The sequence below is a fragment of the Desulfonatronum thiosulfatophilum genome, from assembly GCF_900104215.1.
GTDB lineage: Bacteria > Desulfobacterota > Desulfovibrionia > Desulfovibrionales > Desulfonatronaceae > Desulfonatronum > Desulfonatronum thiosulfatophilum.
Map to the genome: position 1 here is coordinate 1 of NZ_FMXO01000005.1, position 14,276 is coordinate 14,276.

General features: G+C 54.3%; 16 protein-coding genes. 3 read left to right on the forward strand and 13 right to left on the reverse strand.

Going from position 1 to position 14,276, the window contains the following annotated elements; translation table 11 throughout:
- The 11 genes from BLP93_RS04830 to yedF form a co-directional block, all read right to left on the reverse strand.
- Nucleotides 1-884: ISL3 family transposase (locus BLP93_RS04830; protein ID WP_139162921.1), on the reverse strand; the 884-nt coding region annotated here is incomplete at its 3' end.
- A gap of 106 nt (nucleotides 885-990) precedes the next feature.
- Entirely contained in the window at nucleotides 991-1,179 is a 189-nt protein-coding gene (locus tag BLP93_RS17105) for a hypothetical protein (RefSeq protein WP_092117930.1), read from the reverse strand.
- Nucleotides 1,180-1,497: 318 nt separating this feature from the next.
- Nucleotides 1,498-1,821 (reverse strand): HigA family addiction module antitoxin, encoded by a 324-nt coding sequence (locus BLP93_RS04840; RefSeq protein ID WP_092117933.1) that lies wholly within the window; start codon nucleotides 1,819-1,821, stop codon nucleotides 1,498-1,500.
- A 12-nt stretch (nucleotides 1,822-1,833) separates the two neighbouring features.
- Entirely contained in the window at nucleotides 1,834-2,127 is a 294-nt protein-coding gene (locus tag BLP93_RS04845) for a type II toxin-antitoxin system RelE/ParE family toxin (RefSeq protein ID WP_092117936.1), read from the reverse strand.
- Between the two features lie 192 nt (nucleotides 2,128-2,319).
- Entirely contained in the window at nucleotides 2,320-3,177 is an 858-nt protein-coding gene (locus BLP93_RS04850) for a restriction endonuclease (protein ID WP_092117939.1), read from the reverse strand.
- Between the two features lie 68 nt (nucleotides 3,178-3,245).
- Nucleotides 3,246-3,503: a hypothetical protein gene (locus BLP93_RS04855; protein WP_092117941.1), complete on the reverse strand. Its 258-nt coding sequence runs from the start codon at nucleotides 3,501-3,503 to the stop codon at nucleotides 3,246-3,248.
- A 62-nt stretch (nucleotides 3,504-3,565) separates the two neighbouring features.
- Complete coding sequence (locus tag BLP93_RS04860) at nucleotides 3,566-4,735, reverse strand: Fic family protein (RefSeq protein ID WP_092117944.1); 1,170 nt, start codon at nucleotides 4,733-4,735, stop codon at nucleotides 3,566-3,568.
- Nucleotides 4,736-5,118: 383 nt separating this feature from the next.
- A complete protein-coding gene (locus tag BLP93_RS04865) occupies nucleotides 5,119-5,406 on the reverse strand; it encodes a hypothetical protein (protein WP_092117947.1) in 288 nt (95 codons plus the stop codon).
- A gap of 197 nt (nucleotides 5,407-5,603) precedes the next feature.
- Complete coding sequence (locus tag BLP93_RS04870) at nucleotides 5,604-7,811, reverse strand: sigma 54-interacting transcriptional regulator (protein WP_092117950.1); 2,208 nt, start codon at nucleotides 7,809-7,811, stop codon at nucleotides 5,604-5,606.
- Nucleotides 7,808-8,809: a substrate-binding domain-containing protein gene (locus BLP93_RS04875; RefSeq protein WP_244148646.1), complete on the reverse strand. Its 1,002-nt coding sequence runs from the start codon at nucleotides 8,807-8,809 to the stop codon at nucleotides 7,808-7,810. Before BLP93_RS04875 ends, BLP93_RS04870 begins: the two co-directional genes overlap by 4 nt.
- Before the next feature lie 214 nt (nucleotides 8,810-9,023).
- Nucleotides 9,024-9,641, reverse strand: coding sequence for a sulfurtransferase-like selenium metabolism protein YedF (gene yedF / locus BLP93_RS04880; protein ID WP_092117953.1), 618 nt, complete (start codon nucleotides 9,639-9,641; stop codon nucleotides 9,024-9,026).
- A 354-nt stretch (nucleotides 9,642-9,995) separates the two neighbouring features.
- Here yedF and BLP93_RS04890 point away from each other — a divergent pair, with 354 nt between their 5' ends.
- The 3 genes from BLP93_RS04890 (at nucleotide 9,996) to cobI (ending at nucleotide 12,331) form a co-directional block, all read left to right on the forward strand.
- Entirely contained in the window at nucleotides 9,996-10,628 is a 633-nt protein-coding gene (locus BLP93_RS04890) for a lysophospholipid acyltransferase family protein (RefSeq protein WP_092117959.1), read from the forward strand.
- Between the two features lie 91 nt (nucleotides 10,629-10,719).
- On the forward strand, nucleotides 10,720-11,517 hold the full coding sequence (locus tag BLP93_RS04895) for an undecaprenyl-diphosphate phosphatase (protein WP_092117962.1): 798 nt from the start codon (nucleotides 10,720-10,722) through the stop codon (nucleotides 11,515-11,517).
- A 97-nt stretch (nucleotides 11,518-11,614) separates the two neighbouring features.
- A complete protein-coding gene (gene cobI, locus BLP93_RS04900) occupies nucleotides 11,615-12,331 on the forward strand; it encodes a precorrin-2 C(20)-methyltransferase (RefSeq protein WP_092117965.1) in 717 nt (238 codons plus the stop codon).
- 112 nt (nucleotides 12,332-12,443) lie between these two features.
- On the opposite strand, the gene BLP93_RS04905 is transcribed toward cobI, so the two are convergent.
- Nucleotides 12,444-12,881 carry a hypothetical protein gene (locus BLP93_RS04905; protein ID WP_092117968.1) on the reverse strand — a complete coding sequence of 146 codons (438 nt, stop codon included), beginning with the start codon at nucleotides 12,879-12,881 and terminating at the stop codon, nucleotides 12,444-12,446.
- Between the two features lie 60 nt (nucleotides 12,882-12,941).
- Entirely contained in the window at nucleotides 12,942-14,048 is a 1,107-nt protein-coding gene (locus BLP93_RS04910; RefSeq protein WP_092117971.1) for an OmpA family protein, read from the reverse strand.
- Nucleotides 14,049-14,276 lie beyond the last annotated feature (228 nt).

Here is a 14,276-nt window from a genome sequence, read left to right on the forward strand (position 1 = left end):
TCGACGAGTTCCAGCAGAGCGTTCTTTTGGCCATCTGTGCGTCCTTTTTCCCCGCCTTTGAGCACGGTCCAGCGGGTATGCTCCGGCAGTTTGGTCTGCTTAGCCTCCAGCTTTCTGACATCATCGACAGCCTTGGTGAAGAGTTGGACCACATGGAACCAGTCTACTGTGACCTTGGCGGCCTTGAATTCTTTCTCAATGGCCGAAAGGAAAGCTGGCGACATGTCGCAGACAACCTCGATGACGTTATCGGGATGACCGCCGTGCGCCTCAATGAACGAACAGAACTTCGCCAGGCCTTCTTTGCCTTTGCCGGGGGTCGCGAAGATCACAGGTTTTTCGGTCCGGTCCAGGTCGATGAAAACGGTGATATAGTTGTGTCCGCGTTTGGAGGCCGTCTCATCCAGGCCGACAGCCTTAAGGCTCTTCAGATCCAGTGCGGCAATGGCTTTGGACACATAATGGCGGACGATGCGCCACAAGCGTTTATCCGTGACTTCAACGTGGCGAGCAACGGCGTTGACCGGCATCTCACGGACAAGGGACATGACCACTTGCTCGAAAAGCAGGGTGAAACGACTGCCTTCTCTGGCCCAAGGGACTTCCACCCGGCGGATGCCATGTTCAAGGCAATCAATCCGCGGCACTCGAGCCGTGAGGTAGCAATGATGCTGAAAGAAGTTCAAGTGTCTCCAGGTGTACTCCTTGAAGTCGTGGGCCTTGCATGCGGAACCGCATTTGGGACACGGATACAGGACACCCCGCTCGGCTCCGATCTCTAACATGAGCTTGGTCGGGGTGTCCTCTGTGTCGAGATGTTGGCTCATAACTTTCCAAGGCGGCGTAAGGCCCAGGCCCAAGGCAAAAATTTCTTCAGCAAACATGGCAAGCCCTCCTGCGGAGAGGGCTACCTAAACAGGTTGTGGTCAGTCAATTCCACATCAAACGTCGAAGAACCAAAAAATATCGTCGGCCAAAAACGAGGACAGGTCATCCTTGATGATTGAAGGAGTACGGACCGTGCTTGTATAGAATGAATTCATAGCCAAGCCCGACCCCCAACATGCTTTGCAAAAAGAATGTGGCTTTCTGGATATGCGTTTCCCCGCACCAGCTTCCCTTTTCCTTGAGCGCATTGGCCAGATTGAGCAGGACGGCCGCCTTCTGGTAGTGCTTCATGTGGAGTTAGATTGGGGTCGGACCGAGACAACATGCTGAATTGTCTGGTCATTTGCTCCAAAACAGGCCGTTATCTTGCCTTAGAACACCCATTTTGCCCCCAAAATGGGTACTCAAAATTCTGGTTCCTCACAAAGCTCAGTCTCAAGGCCGTTGTCGTTCTCAGGTTCTTCTGCCAATTGACGCGAATTCCAACTACACCCGGAAGCTTCCCAAAAAGCCCAGGTTCTAATGCCGCTATTTTCATCTAGTCGAGCTCTCGCCTTTCGCCGCAAAATCGGGAATCTCACTCAAATAACACAGAGGGAGCGGATTAATCTAAATATGAGCTGTGCATTCAGAAGGAATGTATGGCTTAATCAGACGCAGTTCCTTTTCTTCTGAATTTTTGGCACGATACAAGTCCCAACGAAGTTGCATATTCATCCAGAAATCATCTGACATATTAAAAAATTTTGCCAAGCGTAAAGCTGTGCTTGGTGTAATTCCGCGCCGTTCATTTACTATCTCATTAATTCGCTGGTAAGGGACATGAATCGCATCAGACAAATCACGTTGAGTTATTGACATTGGAGCCAAAAAATCCTCCATTAGCATTTTTCCAGGATGCGTGGGCTCCCTAAATTTTGGAATTCTAACCATAATATCCTCCTTTCAGTGATAATCGACAATTTCAACATTGTCTGCATTACCATTATCCCATTTAAAACATATTCGATACTGATCATTGATTCGAACACTATACTGCCCATCACGAATCCCTGACAGCGCCTCCAAACGATTTCCCGGGGGTACTTTTAGATCATCAAGGTTTGTTGCGGAGTCAACCTGTTCCAGTTTTCGTGCTGCCAAAGTCCAAAGATATTGTGGGCATATTTTTCGGGCGATCTTGCTGTTATTCCCATCGAAAACATCTTCAGTGGCTTGGTTTTTAAATGATCGTATCATGTAAACACGGTAACACGGTATTCATGCTATGTCAAAAAATAAATTACAGCCGAGCTCTTCCAAGCTCCTGGAATTGGGGTCGGGCAGACTTAATATGCTGAATTATCTAGTTATATATTCAAAAACAGCCAGCTATTTTACCTTAGAACGTCCATTTTGCCCCTGAAATTGGCACTGTAAAATTCCGGCTTCTCACGTTTTATCAACATCCATGGTCCGCGTTCCCTTGCAACCGGGAAAATTGACGCAGCCCCAGAATTCTCGTCCTGCCCACGGTCCTTTACGGGCGGTGCGCATGGTCATTCTCGCGCTGCATCTGGGGCAGAGGGGAGTGTCGTCAGCAGGCGGGACAAAGGCGGAAGCGTCCTGTCCGACGTCGTGCAACCTAGTTTGATCGATCAGGGCCAGCAGCCGTTGGCCGTCGATCAGTTCCAGATTGAGCCCATGGGCGAAAGTCCTGGCATCCGTTGTGTACGTTCCGGAGGTGATGAAAAAGCCTCCGGCAGCGCCTCGGGCGGACATGATTCCGTAGAATTCCCGCACCGGCTGAACCCCGACCTTGTACGCCTTCCACTGCTTGCACTGCACCAAGTGGATTTCTTCGCCCTTGCGCAGATCCAAATCCACGCCGCCGTCCGGCCCGGCACCTCCATTTCGGGTTACTGAGAAGCCTTGTCGGCGGAAGTGTTCCGCCACAAGCCGCTCGAATTCCTGCCAGGACATGGCCTGCAATGTAGACGCTCGTGGCCGCGACTGGACATCGGCGAACAGTTTTTTCTGCCTGTACGCATTGATAGCCGAGGCAATTCCCGCGAATCCGAATGCGAGTGGCAGAATTATCTTTCCGAAAAAGGCCATGTGGGAAACAAGGGTGGGGGCAACGACATCCGCAATCCGCATCGGGTCACCGGTAATGTCAGGCAAGGGGCGGGAGGCAATATAATCAAGAATAACGTAGGACACCGCCGCCAATATGAAACATGCCCACCAAGGCAGCTTGTTGGCGGCAAGGATGATGTCTTCAAACATGCTTGTTCGTTCTCGGGCCATTCTCACTCCATCTGCGTGGCTTTGCTAGTGGGGGCATAATCACTTGAGGGGGAAGAGTTACTGGGCTTTTAGGTAAAAGCGGCAAGGTCTCGGTCGTTTTTTAATTCTTGTTCCTTCAAGCGTTCTATGGCGTGTACTTTATGGTCGTGATTCTCATCTGTGATGGGATACTTCTTGGCCTCGCCCACGATGCGTACCATTGTAGCCAAGTCTTGAATTTGGCGTATCACGTTCTTTTTTTTGATGATCGCACTGTTTTTCCGTAGACTCGCGCCGTATCCCAGGGCAGCTTGCTTTTGCAAGCACCCATCGCGATCAGTAGCCATGAACGCGCCAAGCGGGGAGTGGTTCAAATGAGTTGTCACCGGCCATGGAGACTCGACCAGAACTACATGCCCGGCAGTTCTGTACCACGGCTCATGATCTCAATATACCCCGCATAGCTGAACAGGCGGTTGCGTTTTTGGGAGGTCAGCTCTTTGACGATGCCGAGCTGTTCCAGGTGGGAAAGGGCTTTGTTCACGGTGGCCGGTGTGATGCGGGTTTTCTGCACCAGTGAACCCGATGTGGCGAGGGGATGTTCCATCAGGGCCCGGTGAACCTGCAGGGTTGAGGTCGCGGCCCGACCGAGGCCGCTGATCTTGTCGCGATCCTGGTTTGACAGGTCGAGGAGCTGCCGGGCGGTTTCCGCGGCCTGGGTGGCGGTGACGATCACCGCCTCGGAGAAGAAGTCGAGCCAGGCTTCCCAGTCGCCGGTCAGGCGCACGGTGTTCAGCAATTCGTAGTAATACCGGCGGTGCGTCTTGAAGTAGAGGCTGAGATAGAGCATTGGCGTCTTCAGCACCTTCTGTTCACATAACAGCAAAGTGATCAACAGACGTCCCAGACGGCCGTTCCCATCCAAAAACGGGTGGATCGTTTCGAACTGAACATGGGCCAGCGCCGCCTTGAGCAGTACCGGGGTCGACTCCGGCTGGTCGTGGAGGAAGAGTTCCAGCTTGCTCATGCACTCCAGTACCTCTTCGGCCGGAGGCGGAACAAAGGCTGCATTGCCCGGTCTGGTGCCGCCGATCCAGTTCTGGGTGCGCCTGAACTCACCAGGGGCCTGGCTGCCGCCGCGTCCCTCGGCCAGCAGAACGCCATGGATTTCGCGGAACAGCCGAAGCGAGAGAGGCAATCCTTTTTCCAGCAGGTGCAGGCCGCGATCCAGGGCGGCGACATAGTTGCTGACCTCCCGCACGTCATCCAGGGGGACGCCGGGCACCTGATCCAGTTCGTACAACAGAAGGTCGGACAGGGACGACTGCGTGCCCTCGATCATGGAGGAGAGCACCGCTTCCTTACGGACGTACATGTAGAGGAAAAGCGATGTGTCCGGCAGCAAGGTCGAGACGCTATCCAGCCGCCCGAGTGCCAGCAGCGCCTGATCGAACTTGCCGCGCAACTCCGGCGTCCAGTCGATGGGCGGACGCGGTGGCAGCGGCGCGGGCACGAAGGCCTGAGCCTTCTCGCCCACCGTCGAAATGGTCACGTATCTGCCTTGGATTTCTCGCTGCATCCGCGTGCCTCAAACCTAAAATACAATTCGGCCTTATTTCAACTTAAGGATGTATCCTAAAATAAAGCGCCAGGAAGGAAAAATCAAGACAATTTGTCTAGCTTTGGGGCGGGCTGAACCAACCTGCAGACATATCAAGTTCGCTTCGCTTCCTCCCAGGGCACAAACTCATCTCTGCCAGCCCGGATATCCTCTTCGCGCGCACAAGCACTTCACTATGCCACTCCGGAGATTCATATTCAGTCTCAGTTCGCGACAGGTCCTCCCAGAGCTGTATCTGGCCGGGTTAATATGCTGAATTGTTTAACGATCTGTTCAAAAACAAGCCGTTTTTTTGCCTTAGAGCGGCCATTATGCCTGAACAAAACAAATCGGGTGACGTGCTAGGCATCGGCAGTATAGTTTTTCATGAATGATTCCCTAGCCTCGTTTTTCTCCATTTCCACATCTGCATCTTCGTCTTCTTCAAATGCCTGCTGGAGCCATGACTCTGTGTACAAAGCGATCGCATGCTCAAGAAGCTGAGCATGAACCCTGGCGTCGCCAGTTGCCGCACGGTCTATTCCTGCTTTGATAATTTGAATAAACACCGAGTCATCTATCTCAGCCAGTTGGTTATTCATCGCAAAAATTCCCGCCAACAGGTTTTTGCTCAATTCAATTTCGCTCATTCAAATCCTCTCTGTTTGGAAGGAGTCATGAAACCGCTGCCTGAGCCTTCTCACCCACCGTCGATATGGTCACGTATCTGCCTTGAAGTTTACGCAGCATCCGCCTGCCTTAAACCTAAAACACAATCCATCTTTATTTCAACTTAATGGGATATTCTAAAATAAAATGCCAGGAAGAAAACGTTCGCAATGGTTGATTACGCATCCTCCGGGACGGTGATCCCCAGGCGTTTGATCTTGGCGTAGAGCGTGCTGCGGCCGATGCCCAGGCGTTGTGCGGCCAGTTTTTTGTTCCAGGAGCAGGATTCCAGGACTTCCTGGATGATGATCCGCTCCTGTTCCTCCAAGGTCGGGGACGCGCTTGAGGATGGACCCAAGGCGGTCCTGAGCCGGGTGGGCAGTTCTTCCGGTGTGACGACATTGGACTTGGCCAAAACCGTGGCCTGCTCAATGACATTCTCCAGTTCCCGAACATTGCCCGGCCAGGAGTAATCCAGGAGCAGGCGCATGGCTTTGGGACTGATCTCAGCGACGGTCTTTTCCTGCTCAGAGCGGAAGCGGCGCAGGAAATGTCCGGCCAGGAGAACAACGTCATTGCCGCGTTCACGCAATGGTGGAAGATTGATGGGCACGACGTCCAGACGATAGTAGAGATCCTCGCGAAAATTTCCCGCCTTGACCTCTTCCAGGAGATTTTTGTTCGTGGCCGCGACAATGCGCACATCCACGTCCACGGTCTTGTCTCCGCCGACTCGTTCAAACCGCTGGGTCTGCAGGACACGCAAGAGTTTGACCTGGGCCGTGGCCGAGATTTCACCGATTTCATCCAGAAACACGGTTCCGCCGTTGGCCTGTTCGAACCGCCCCGGGCGCTGTTTCTGTGCCCCGGTGAACGCTCCTCGTTCATGGCCGAACAGTTCACTTTCCAGGAGTGTGGCCGGATAGGCGGAGCAGTTGATGACTACGAAGGGGTTGCTCTTGCGCGGGCTGAGATCATGGATGGCCCTGGCCACCAGTTCCTTGCCCGTGCCCGATTCCCCCTGGATCAGGACCGTGGCGTCCGTGGCCGCCACGTCCTCGATAAGTTGAAAGATCTGCCGCAGTTTCGCGTCCCGGCCGATGATGCCCATAAATCCGGGCAGGGCATCCTGGCGGGATTGAAACTTGCCCGACTCCACCTCCTGTTGCGCGGCACGGCGTAAGGTTCCGGAAGCTTGGGCCAGGACAAGGCTGACCAGTTCCAGATCCTGGTGTTGGAAGGGGAGGTTTACGGCGCAGCCAATAATCATGGCGCCACAGAGACGATCCTCATGGTGCAGGGGGAGGATGGCCTGGTTCGGGAGTTCTTTCAATGTATTGGAAATCAATGGAGGGTCAAACAACGGCGTCCGCGGCTGAAAAATCGGTTCCATGCCATGAAGCTGGGCCTCGGCCGAAGCGATGGCTTCTGGTGCGAAGACTTCAAATATTTCCTCGGAGCTGATCACGAAAAACATTGTCCGATCAGCATTGAAGACCAGCAGATTGACCTCCCCGCAGTGCACGATCTCCTTGGTCCGCCGGATCAGGTAGGTGCCGATTTCGCGCAAAGAGCCGAGCGCCGAGACATTGCGCACGATCTCACAAGATGCCCGCAACTGGCTCTGGGCCTGCTCGAGCTCCAGAGCCTGATCCTCCAGACGCCGCGTGTATTCGTGTATGCGCCTGGTCATGATATTGAACGCTTCGGCCAGCACGGCGATTTCTTTTTGCCCATGGAGCGGGAGCGGATCAGGGGCCTTTCCCGGCGCGAAGTTCTGGGCAGCCTGTACCAGGGCGAGCAGTGGCCGGGTCATGCGGTTCAGAAAAAGCAGCCCCCCGGCGAGGGCTGGAATCAGGATGAGCAGGGCCACGATGCCGATGGAGGTCCAGAGGTTGCGCACTTCGCGGCGCAGATGGTCCTCGGAAACTCCCAGGCGGAGTATTCCGGCGTGACCGTCGAAAATCGGCAACGCCATGTCCAGATGGCGGCTCCCGGTTTCGGTGACAATCCGGTGCAGGCTCATTTCGTCGCCCGCCAAGTGTTCCGGAAGGTTGAACGCGAGCAGATCGGCCGGCATTTCGATACCGAAGGTGCTGGCCAGAATTCGGCCGTCACGGACAATGAACAGGTAGGTCAGGGCAGGGTGGGCATTGCGCTGGCGTTCCAGCATGTTGCGCAGACTGACAAGGTCGTTGACCAGGACCAGGTCGGCGGCCTCGGCAGCCAGGGCGCGTCCGACGTTTTCCGTCTGGGCGGCAAGGGTCTGTTCCAGGCTTTGGGCGTAGCGATGGGATGCCAGCAATGCCGTCAATAACGTGCTGAGCACCACCAGGCCGGCGACGGCGAAAAGCAGGGTCCCCTTCAGTGAGCGGGAATACTTCATGGTTGCTGGTTGATCCGGAGGGCGTCAATCGTGTCGTGGAGATCCTGAATCGATGCGTACCAGGCCTTGTCGGCCCTGACAAAACGGTCGATCATTAACTCATGAAGGATGGCCGCGCCATGGGGATCCCCATGCATTCCCAGCAGCAGGTCCCGGATCTGATCGGTCAGTTCTGGCGGCAGGGAGCTGGAAACAACGATCGGCGGGATACCGTAGGAATCCGAAGTTTTGATGATCCGGGTCCGGGAGGTGTGGACGGGTTTTTTCTGATCAAAGAAATCCCAGATCAGGTTGTCCACTGCCGCGCCATCCACCAATCCCTGGGCCACGGCCTGAATGGAGTTGTCGTGACTGTAGGTGTAGATCACGTCCCGGAAAAAGGTTTCCGGGCGTTCGCCCATCCGAGCCAGCCAGTATTCAGGGACCAACCGGCCGGTATTGGACTGCGGGTCCGTGAACGCGAAGGTGGTCCCGCGCAGGTCTTCCAGACTCTGGAACGGACTTTCCTGGTGGACGATCAGATAGGAACGGTATTCGTGTTCCCCCTGAACGACCGGGGTGGCCAGCAGCTCAAAATCGAATTCTTCCCGTCCCAGAGCATACGGACCGGAACAGATGAACGCCAAGTCCAAATCGCCCCGGCCTAGCAGTTCGTTGACCTCGGCATAGGTTTGACGCTGGATGAACTCCAGCTCCATGTCCATGCGGTCACTAATGTAGGCCAGGAGTTGCAGATAAATCTCATGAGTTTCCTTCGGTGAGATCATCGCGCCCACGGCCCCGCGCAGAACAGGACGATCAGGCGGAGTCGCTTCCGGTGAAGGAAGGGGTACGGTCTTGCTGAAGTCCACGGCTTTGACTTCTTCCCCGCGGTCACAGGCCACGAGCAGGAGTAAGAGAAAGATGCAGAAAAAGGCGAGAAAAAAAGTCGGCATCGAAGTTGTCGTGGTGCTTATGTTCTTGAGCGAGTTGCCGATGCGATCGGTGATGTGCGTCATGGGTCATCCGTTGAAGATGGTTCAAGAAAGTATCTTTTCACAAAGATAACTTATGGTGAATATGGAGTCACTATCTGAAGAGCAACGGAAGTGCCTGCGCATCGACGACCACGTCCATGACGGGTAAATCACCGGAATGATTAGAGGCGGTCGTCGATGCGGAAGAGGGGGGAAGGCGAATGGCAACCTGAAAGAGGCTGCGAGGCGAGAAGTTTTATGGACGAATGACCTTTCCTGCCATTTGCAGGCTGGTTACGACGTCCAGCATGTTCGTGGTCTGCCCAACGGCCTTCTTTTCCATGAGTCCGAAATGCGTGAGACATGTGCCGCAGACCAGGATGGAGACGCCGAGGGCTTCGAGTTTTTGCAGGCTCTCCAGACACGGATGGTCTTTAGCGGCCAGCTGTACCGCTCCGTTGACCAGGATCATCCGCCACAGCTGCGAACCCATTTCCGGCAAAGTGGCCAGAAAATTGACCATCAGTTTTTCGCCCAGGGCCGGATCTCCCTCGCCAATGCCGGGAGCGCTGAGAAAAACCAGGGTTCTGATCTCTGTTGCTGGTTGAGAAGTTGCCTCTGTCTGCTCAGCATCCCGGGTGATGAGGCTTCCTTCCTCGAAAGATCCCTTGATCAGCCACGTACTCTCGGCTTCCTTCTGGTCGTCGACATGGTAGCCCTGGGACTTTAAAAAACGGGTGACATTTTGACGGGCTGCTTCATTGTCCACGAGAATGGAGATTTCGTCAGGCTTGTCCTGGTCGATGCTGTGCTTGCATTGCACAACGGGTTGCGGGCAGGGTAATCCCCGGCAATCCAGATCTTTTTGGTGCATACTTGTTCCTCATGTATATGATGGTGGATGGAATGTTAGAATGATCCTATGAAAGACGAGCGTCTTGATCAAATTAGGATTCTCAATAGACTTCAGCAAATGTAATAGTTTTTGTCTATATCGCCTGAGAAATGAAGAAAATGGTAACACCAGGCAGCTCTCCATGGGTCGCAATAACGCGCCGGCTTCCGCCGGTTGACCGCAAACAGGCAACCATCTGCCCTGATTCGTCACTCCGGCGAAAGCCTGGATCCAGGTCTTTTTTCGTAATCGATTGCTCGGTCTTATTGAGCATTTACTTGAGAACCGGCGTCCTTCTTGTGTTCGCACTCCATCTGCCTTAGAAGCCTCGGCATGAGGCTGCGCATCAATCCGGTACGATTTGTACCGATAGCCGCAATGCTCACGAACCTGCTGAGCCGAACACTGCGCTACTCCCAGGAAAATTTTGAGGAATGCGAGCAGATGCGCGGGCGGGGTGTGAGATTCGTCGTCCCCTGCTGGCATGACGAACTCTTTCCGCTACTTCACCTGCACCGGGATCAAGGTGTCGTGGCCGTAGTCAGCCAGAGTCGTGACGGGGAATTTCTCTCCCAGGTCATGGCCCGTTTTGGCTATAAACTGGCCAGAGGATCCAGCCGACGCGGCGGAGCGGGTGCACTGATCGCGGCGCGCAAAGAGATGCGCGAGCACGGTGCGGACGTGGTGTTTACCGTAGACGGTCCGCGAGGGCCACGGCACAAGGTTAAGGAAGGCGCGATCTACCTGGCCGCCAAGACCGGAGTCCATCTTTTGCCGCTGCGGGTGTTCATGTCCCGCTCCTTTGTTTTTCAAAATGCCTGGGACAAGTTCCAGCTACCTTGGCCTGGAGCGCACTGTAGGGTCGTTTATGGCCGGCCGTACCTCGTACCGGGAATCCTGTCGGCTGATGAGATGACCCTGGAATGCCTCAATCTGGAGGAAAAATTGCATCAACTAGGTTTATAAAACCTGCATAAACAGATGATCGGCGTTGGGCCGATTTTTTTATTTTCATTCCGGATCGGCAGCATCAACATCTCGACTCAGCGGAGTATTCATGAACCTACTGCAAGCCGCTATTCTGGCCCTGGTCCAGGGGCTGACCGAATTCCTGCCCATTTCCAGTTCAGCGCATTTGATACTTGTGTCCGCCCTTACGGATTGGGAGGACCAGGGACTGACTTTTGACGTTGCCGTGCACATGGGCAGCCTAGTGGCCGTAGTCTGCTATTTTCGGACGGACCTCATTGAAATAGTGCGGGATTTTACTCGGTCCCTCACCGGCAAGGGGCACACCTCAAGCTCACGGCTGGGGTGGGCCGTTATTCTCGGGACCATTCCCGTAGGCTTGGCCGGCTTGATCTTTCGCGATGTCGTGGCCATGCATTTGCGTGACCCCTTGATTCTTGCCTTCGGCCTGATGTTCTTCGGCCTGCTTCTCGGACTGGCGGACTGGCGCCGCAAGGGTGATCGTAATGAACATAGCCTGACCTGGAAGGATATTATGGTCATCGGCTGCGCCCAGGCAGTTGCCTTGATTCCCGGCACATCCCGGTCCGGGATCACCATGACCGCCGGTCTGTTCATGGGATTGAGCCGGGATGGAGCGGCCCGCTTCTCCTTTCTGCTGTCCATTCCGGTCATTTTTTTGGCCGGCGCACTGGAGGCCAGACATCTCCTCAACCAGCCCGAACCCGTTCAGTGGGGCATCATCGGAATCGCCACGCTTCTTTCCGGCATCAGCGCCTATCTGTGCATTCACTATTTTCTGAAATTTATCCGAACTGTGGGCATGCAGCCTTTTGTCGTGTATCGTCTTCTGCTCGGATTAATGTTGGTATGGGTATATGTGTAGGTACGTGAATTTCTCACCTCATGCAGATCACAAAAACAACAATAGATAAGATTTGCATCTCGAGAAAGCGAGTTGAATATTGTAACAGGATTTATAGATGAGATCGAAGCAAGGCATATTGTATGGAATCGGCGTCGGACCGGGAGATCCTGATCTGATCACTCTGGCCGCGGTGAAGGCATTGGCCGTGGTGGACACGGTGTTTGCACCGGCTTCGATCAAGAACGACTTTTCTCTGGCTCTAGACATTATCCGACCTCATTTGAGAGAAGACGTTTTGATCCGGCGGTTGGACTTCCCCATGACCCGAGACGATGAAATACGTTGCCGCGCCCGAATGCAAAACGCCCAGGCCGTGCTGGAGCACCTGAATACCGGCCGAAGCGCCGCGTTCATCACCCTGGGCGATCCGTTGATTTACAGCACCTTCGGTCACTTGTCTCGAGATATGCGGAAGTGTGATGCCGATGTCGACATCCGGATCATCCCCGGCATCACCTCGTATCAGGCCTCGGCGGCACGATTGGGGCGGACATTGGTGGAAGGAGATGAGTGTCTTGCCGTGACCACGGGAAACGCGGAACCGGAGCAGCTGGATCGGCTTTTAAACACCGCGGACGCGGTGGTGATATTGAAACCGGCCAAACGGTTTGCGATTCTCAGGAAAGCACTGAGAGACAAAGGTTTGGACAAGAGGGCAAGGTTGGTGGAGCGTTGCGGTCTGTCGGGCGAGTCCGTTTATTCAAACTTGGACAACGTACCTGAGCAGCTATCCTATTTTTCTTTGCTGCATATCGGACGCAACCGGGAATAAACGTTTCTGGTTGATTAAATCCGGTTTGCTGCGCTGCAGCTCCCGCCGGGATACAAAAAAAAAGCGATTCGGTTCATCCGAATCGCTTTTTTTTGTCATACGCAAGGTGCCGTTACTCAAGCCATTTGTTCTTGTCGTACTGAAATATCTCCGTAACCTGGCGCCCGCGGACCCTCACGAAGGGGCCCTGTTCCACCGCCTCGCGGGTGGGAGCCATGCATTCATAAGTCCATTCCACATATTCCAGAAGGCCGATGTAGTTGAGAGGCGAGCCGGAGATTGTCTTGACGGACCAGGAAATCGAATCCCGGTCGATTTGCATGTAACGAGCGAGATAGCCTCCGGAATGAGGAATTATCTCCATCTTTCCGATACGGGAGGCAAAGTTTCGATCAATCTTGTCAATCCATTTGTGTGAAAAATCGGAGAATTGCTGCTCAACATGGCTTGGTACCACGGGAACGGCAAGCACGTCGCGTCCAGAGGCCACCAAATGCATGGGCGGCAACAAGAGCAGAAACATCAACAACAGGGTTCTTTTGAACTTCATGGCATGATTAATTGGTAAAAGGCCCCCTCCCCGGATGAGGAGGGGGATGCGACCCGAACTTTATTCGAAGCGGATTTCCACGCGACGGTTCAGGGAGCGACCTTCGCGGGTATTGTTGTCAAAGCGAGGAGCGGTCAGACCGAAACCTTGAGTCTGGATGCGTTCCGCGGCCACGCCTTCATTGACCAGGAAATCACGGACGGAGGCGGCGCGGCGCTGGGAAAGACCCATGTTGTACTCAGCCGGTCCGATGTTGCAGGTATGGCCGTCAACGAATACCATTCTGCCGGGGCGAGTTTGAATAATCTCAGCTGCTTCCCGCAGGACGGGGACGAATTCGGGACGGATCTCGGAACGATCGAAGTCGAAGTTGACGTTGCGGAAAACGATGACTTCTTCCACCGGAGGAGCGGGCGCTGGTTCGGGTTCGACGACCGGTGCTGCGGGAATGATTTCGGTGTCGTAAAAAACCCTACGCATGAAGTCGTCACGCCTGGCGTCGTCCAGCAGGTCCATTCCATCCACGGTAACGGAGCAGGGGTTGATGGCCGCAATCTGCTGTACCTGGGCTACCTCGGCCGGGGTTTGGGCGAAGCTGATGACGTGGAAGCAGATGTTGTTGCCGTACTTGGCGTACATGTTTTCTATGACCGGCAAAGGATCGGCGCCGAGGTTGGATTCACCGTCCGTGACCATGATCACCGCGCGGCGATCGGAAAGGCCGGAGACGACGGTGTCCAGGGACTGCAAGCCGAGACCCATGGGCGTCAGACGCCCGAAGATGTCGTATCGATCCTGCAGGCGATCAATGCCTTGATCCAGACGTCCCTGAGCATAAGGAGCCGGAGCGATGTATTCCTGGAAAGGCCCATAGGTGTAAAGGCCGGCATTGAATGGCATGTTCGGGATGTCGTTGTTGATTGCCCGAAGTATTTCTTTAACGTAGCCGATCTTTCCCAGCTTGTTCGGGTCGTGGCGGGGGGCCAGGGAGTTACTGGTTTCGTTCGGAGCACTCATGGCCATGGAACCGGAATGGTCCACAAAGAACAGGAAGTTTTCTGCTCTGGGTACAATACGTTCGGTCTGGGCCATGGCGGATGTCGCCAGTAGCAAGGCGAGCAAAGCCGTCAAGGAAAACAATACAAGCTTGGAAAACCGTTTGTTCATAATGCAACTCCTTTCAAAAGGTGTACAGGACGAAAGAACCACAAAACCTTAGTTGTATTGGGAAGGACGATTGCCGCCTGCGATCAGGGAATCATTTTTCCCTCCTTCCCATTAGCCTTGTGACAATTCCACAATATTGTGAATTTTATCAGAGTAATGTAAAAATCACAAGAGCGGGAGGAGAGCCGTCAGGTGGTGAGCAAGGCAGTCTGGAAAAACAATACAAGC

Excerpts from the sequence above, each read along its gene's own strand:
- BLP93_RS17105 (WP_092117930.1), bottom strand. The coding sequence starts at position 1,179 with ATGAAGCACTACCAGAAGGCGGCCGTCCTGCTCAATCTGGCCAATGCG.
- BLP93_RS04840 (WP_092117933.1), bottom strand. The coding sequence starts at position 1,821 with ATGGTTAGAATTCCAAAATTTAGGGAGCCCACGCATCCTGGAAAAATG.
- BLP93_RS04845 (WP_092117936.1), bottom strand. The coding sequence starts at position 2,127 with ATGATACGATCATTTAAAAACCAAGCCACTGAAGATGTTTTCGATGGG.
- BLP93_RS04850 (WP_092117939.1), bottom strand. The coding sequence starts at position 3,177 with ATGGCCCGAGAACGAACAAGCATGTTTGAAGACATCATCCTTGCCGCC.
- BLP93_RS04855 (WP_092117941.1), bottom strand. The coding sequence starts at position 3,503 with ATGGCTACTGATCGCGATGGGTGCTTGCAAAAGCAAGCTGCCCTGGGA.
- BLP93_RS04860 (WP_092117944.1), bottom strand. The coding sequence starts at position 4,735 with ATGCAGCGAGAAATCCAAGGCAGATACGTGACCATTTCGACGGTGGGC.
- BLP93_RS04865 (WP_092117947.1), bottom strand. The coding sequence starts at position 5,406 with ATGAGCGAAATTGAATTGAGCAAAAACCTGTTGGCGGGAATTTTTGCG.
- BLP93_RS04870 (WP_092117950.1), bottom strand. The coding sequence starts at position 7,811 with ATGAAGTATTCCCGCTCACTGAAGGGGACCCTGCTTTTCGCCGTCGCC.
- BLP93_RS04875 (WP_244148646.1), bottom strand. The coding sequence starts at position 8,809 with ATGACGCACATCACCGATCGCATCGGCAACTCGCTCAAGAACATAAGC.
- yedF (WP_092117953.1), bottom strand. The coding sequence starts at position 9,641 with ATGCACCAAAAAGATCTGGATTGCCGGGGATTACCCTGCCCGCAACCC.
- BLP93_RS04890 (WP_092117959.1), top strand. The coding sequence starts at position 9,996 with ATGAGGCTGCGCATCAATCCGGTACGATTTGTACCGATAGCCGCAATG.
- BLP93_RS04895 (WP_092117962.1), top strand. The coding sequence starts at position 10,720 with ATGAACCTACTGCAAGCCGCTATTCTGGCCCTGGTCCAGGGGCTGACC.
- cobI (WP_092117965.1), top strand. The coding sequence starts at position 11,615 with ATGAGATCGAAGCAAGGCATATTGTATGGAATCGGCGTCGGACCGGGA.
- BLP93_RS04905 (WP_092117968.1), bottom strand. The coding sequence starts at position 12,881 with ATGAAGTTCAAAAGAACCCTGTTGTTGATGTTTCTGCTCTTGTTGCCG.
- BLP93_RS04910 (WP_092117971.1), bottom strand. The coding sequence starts at position 14,048 with ATGAACAAACGGTTTTCCAAGCTTGTATTGTTTTCCTTGACGGCTTTG.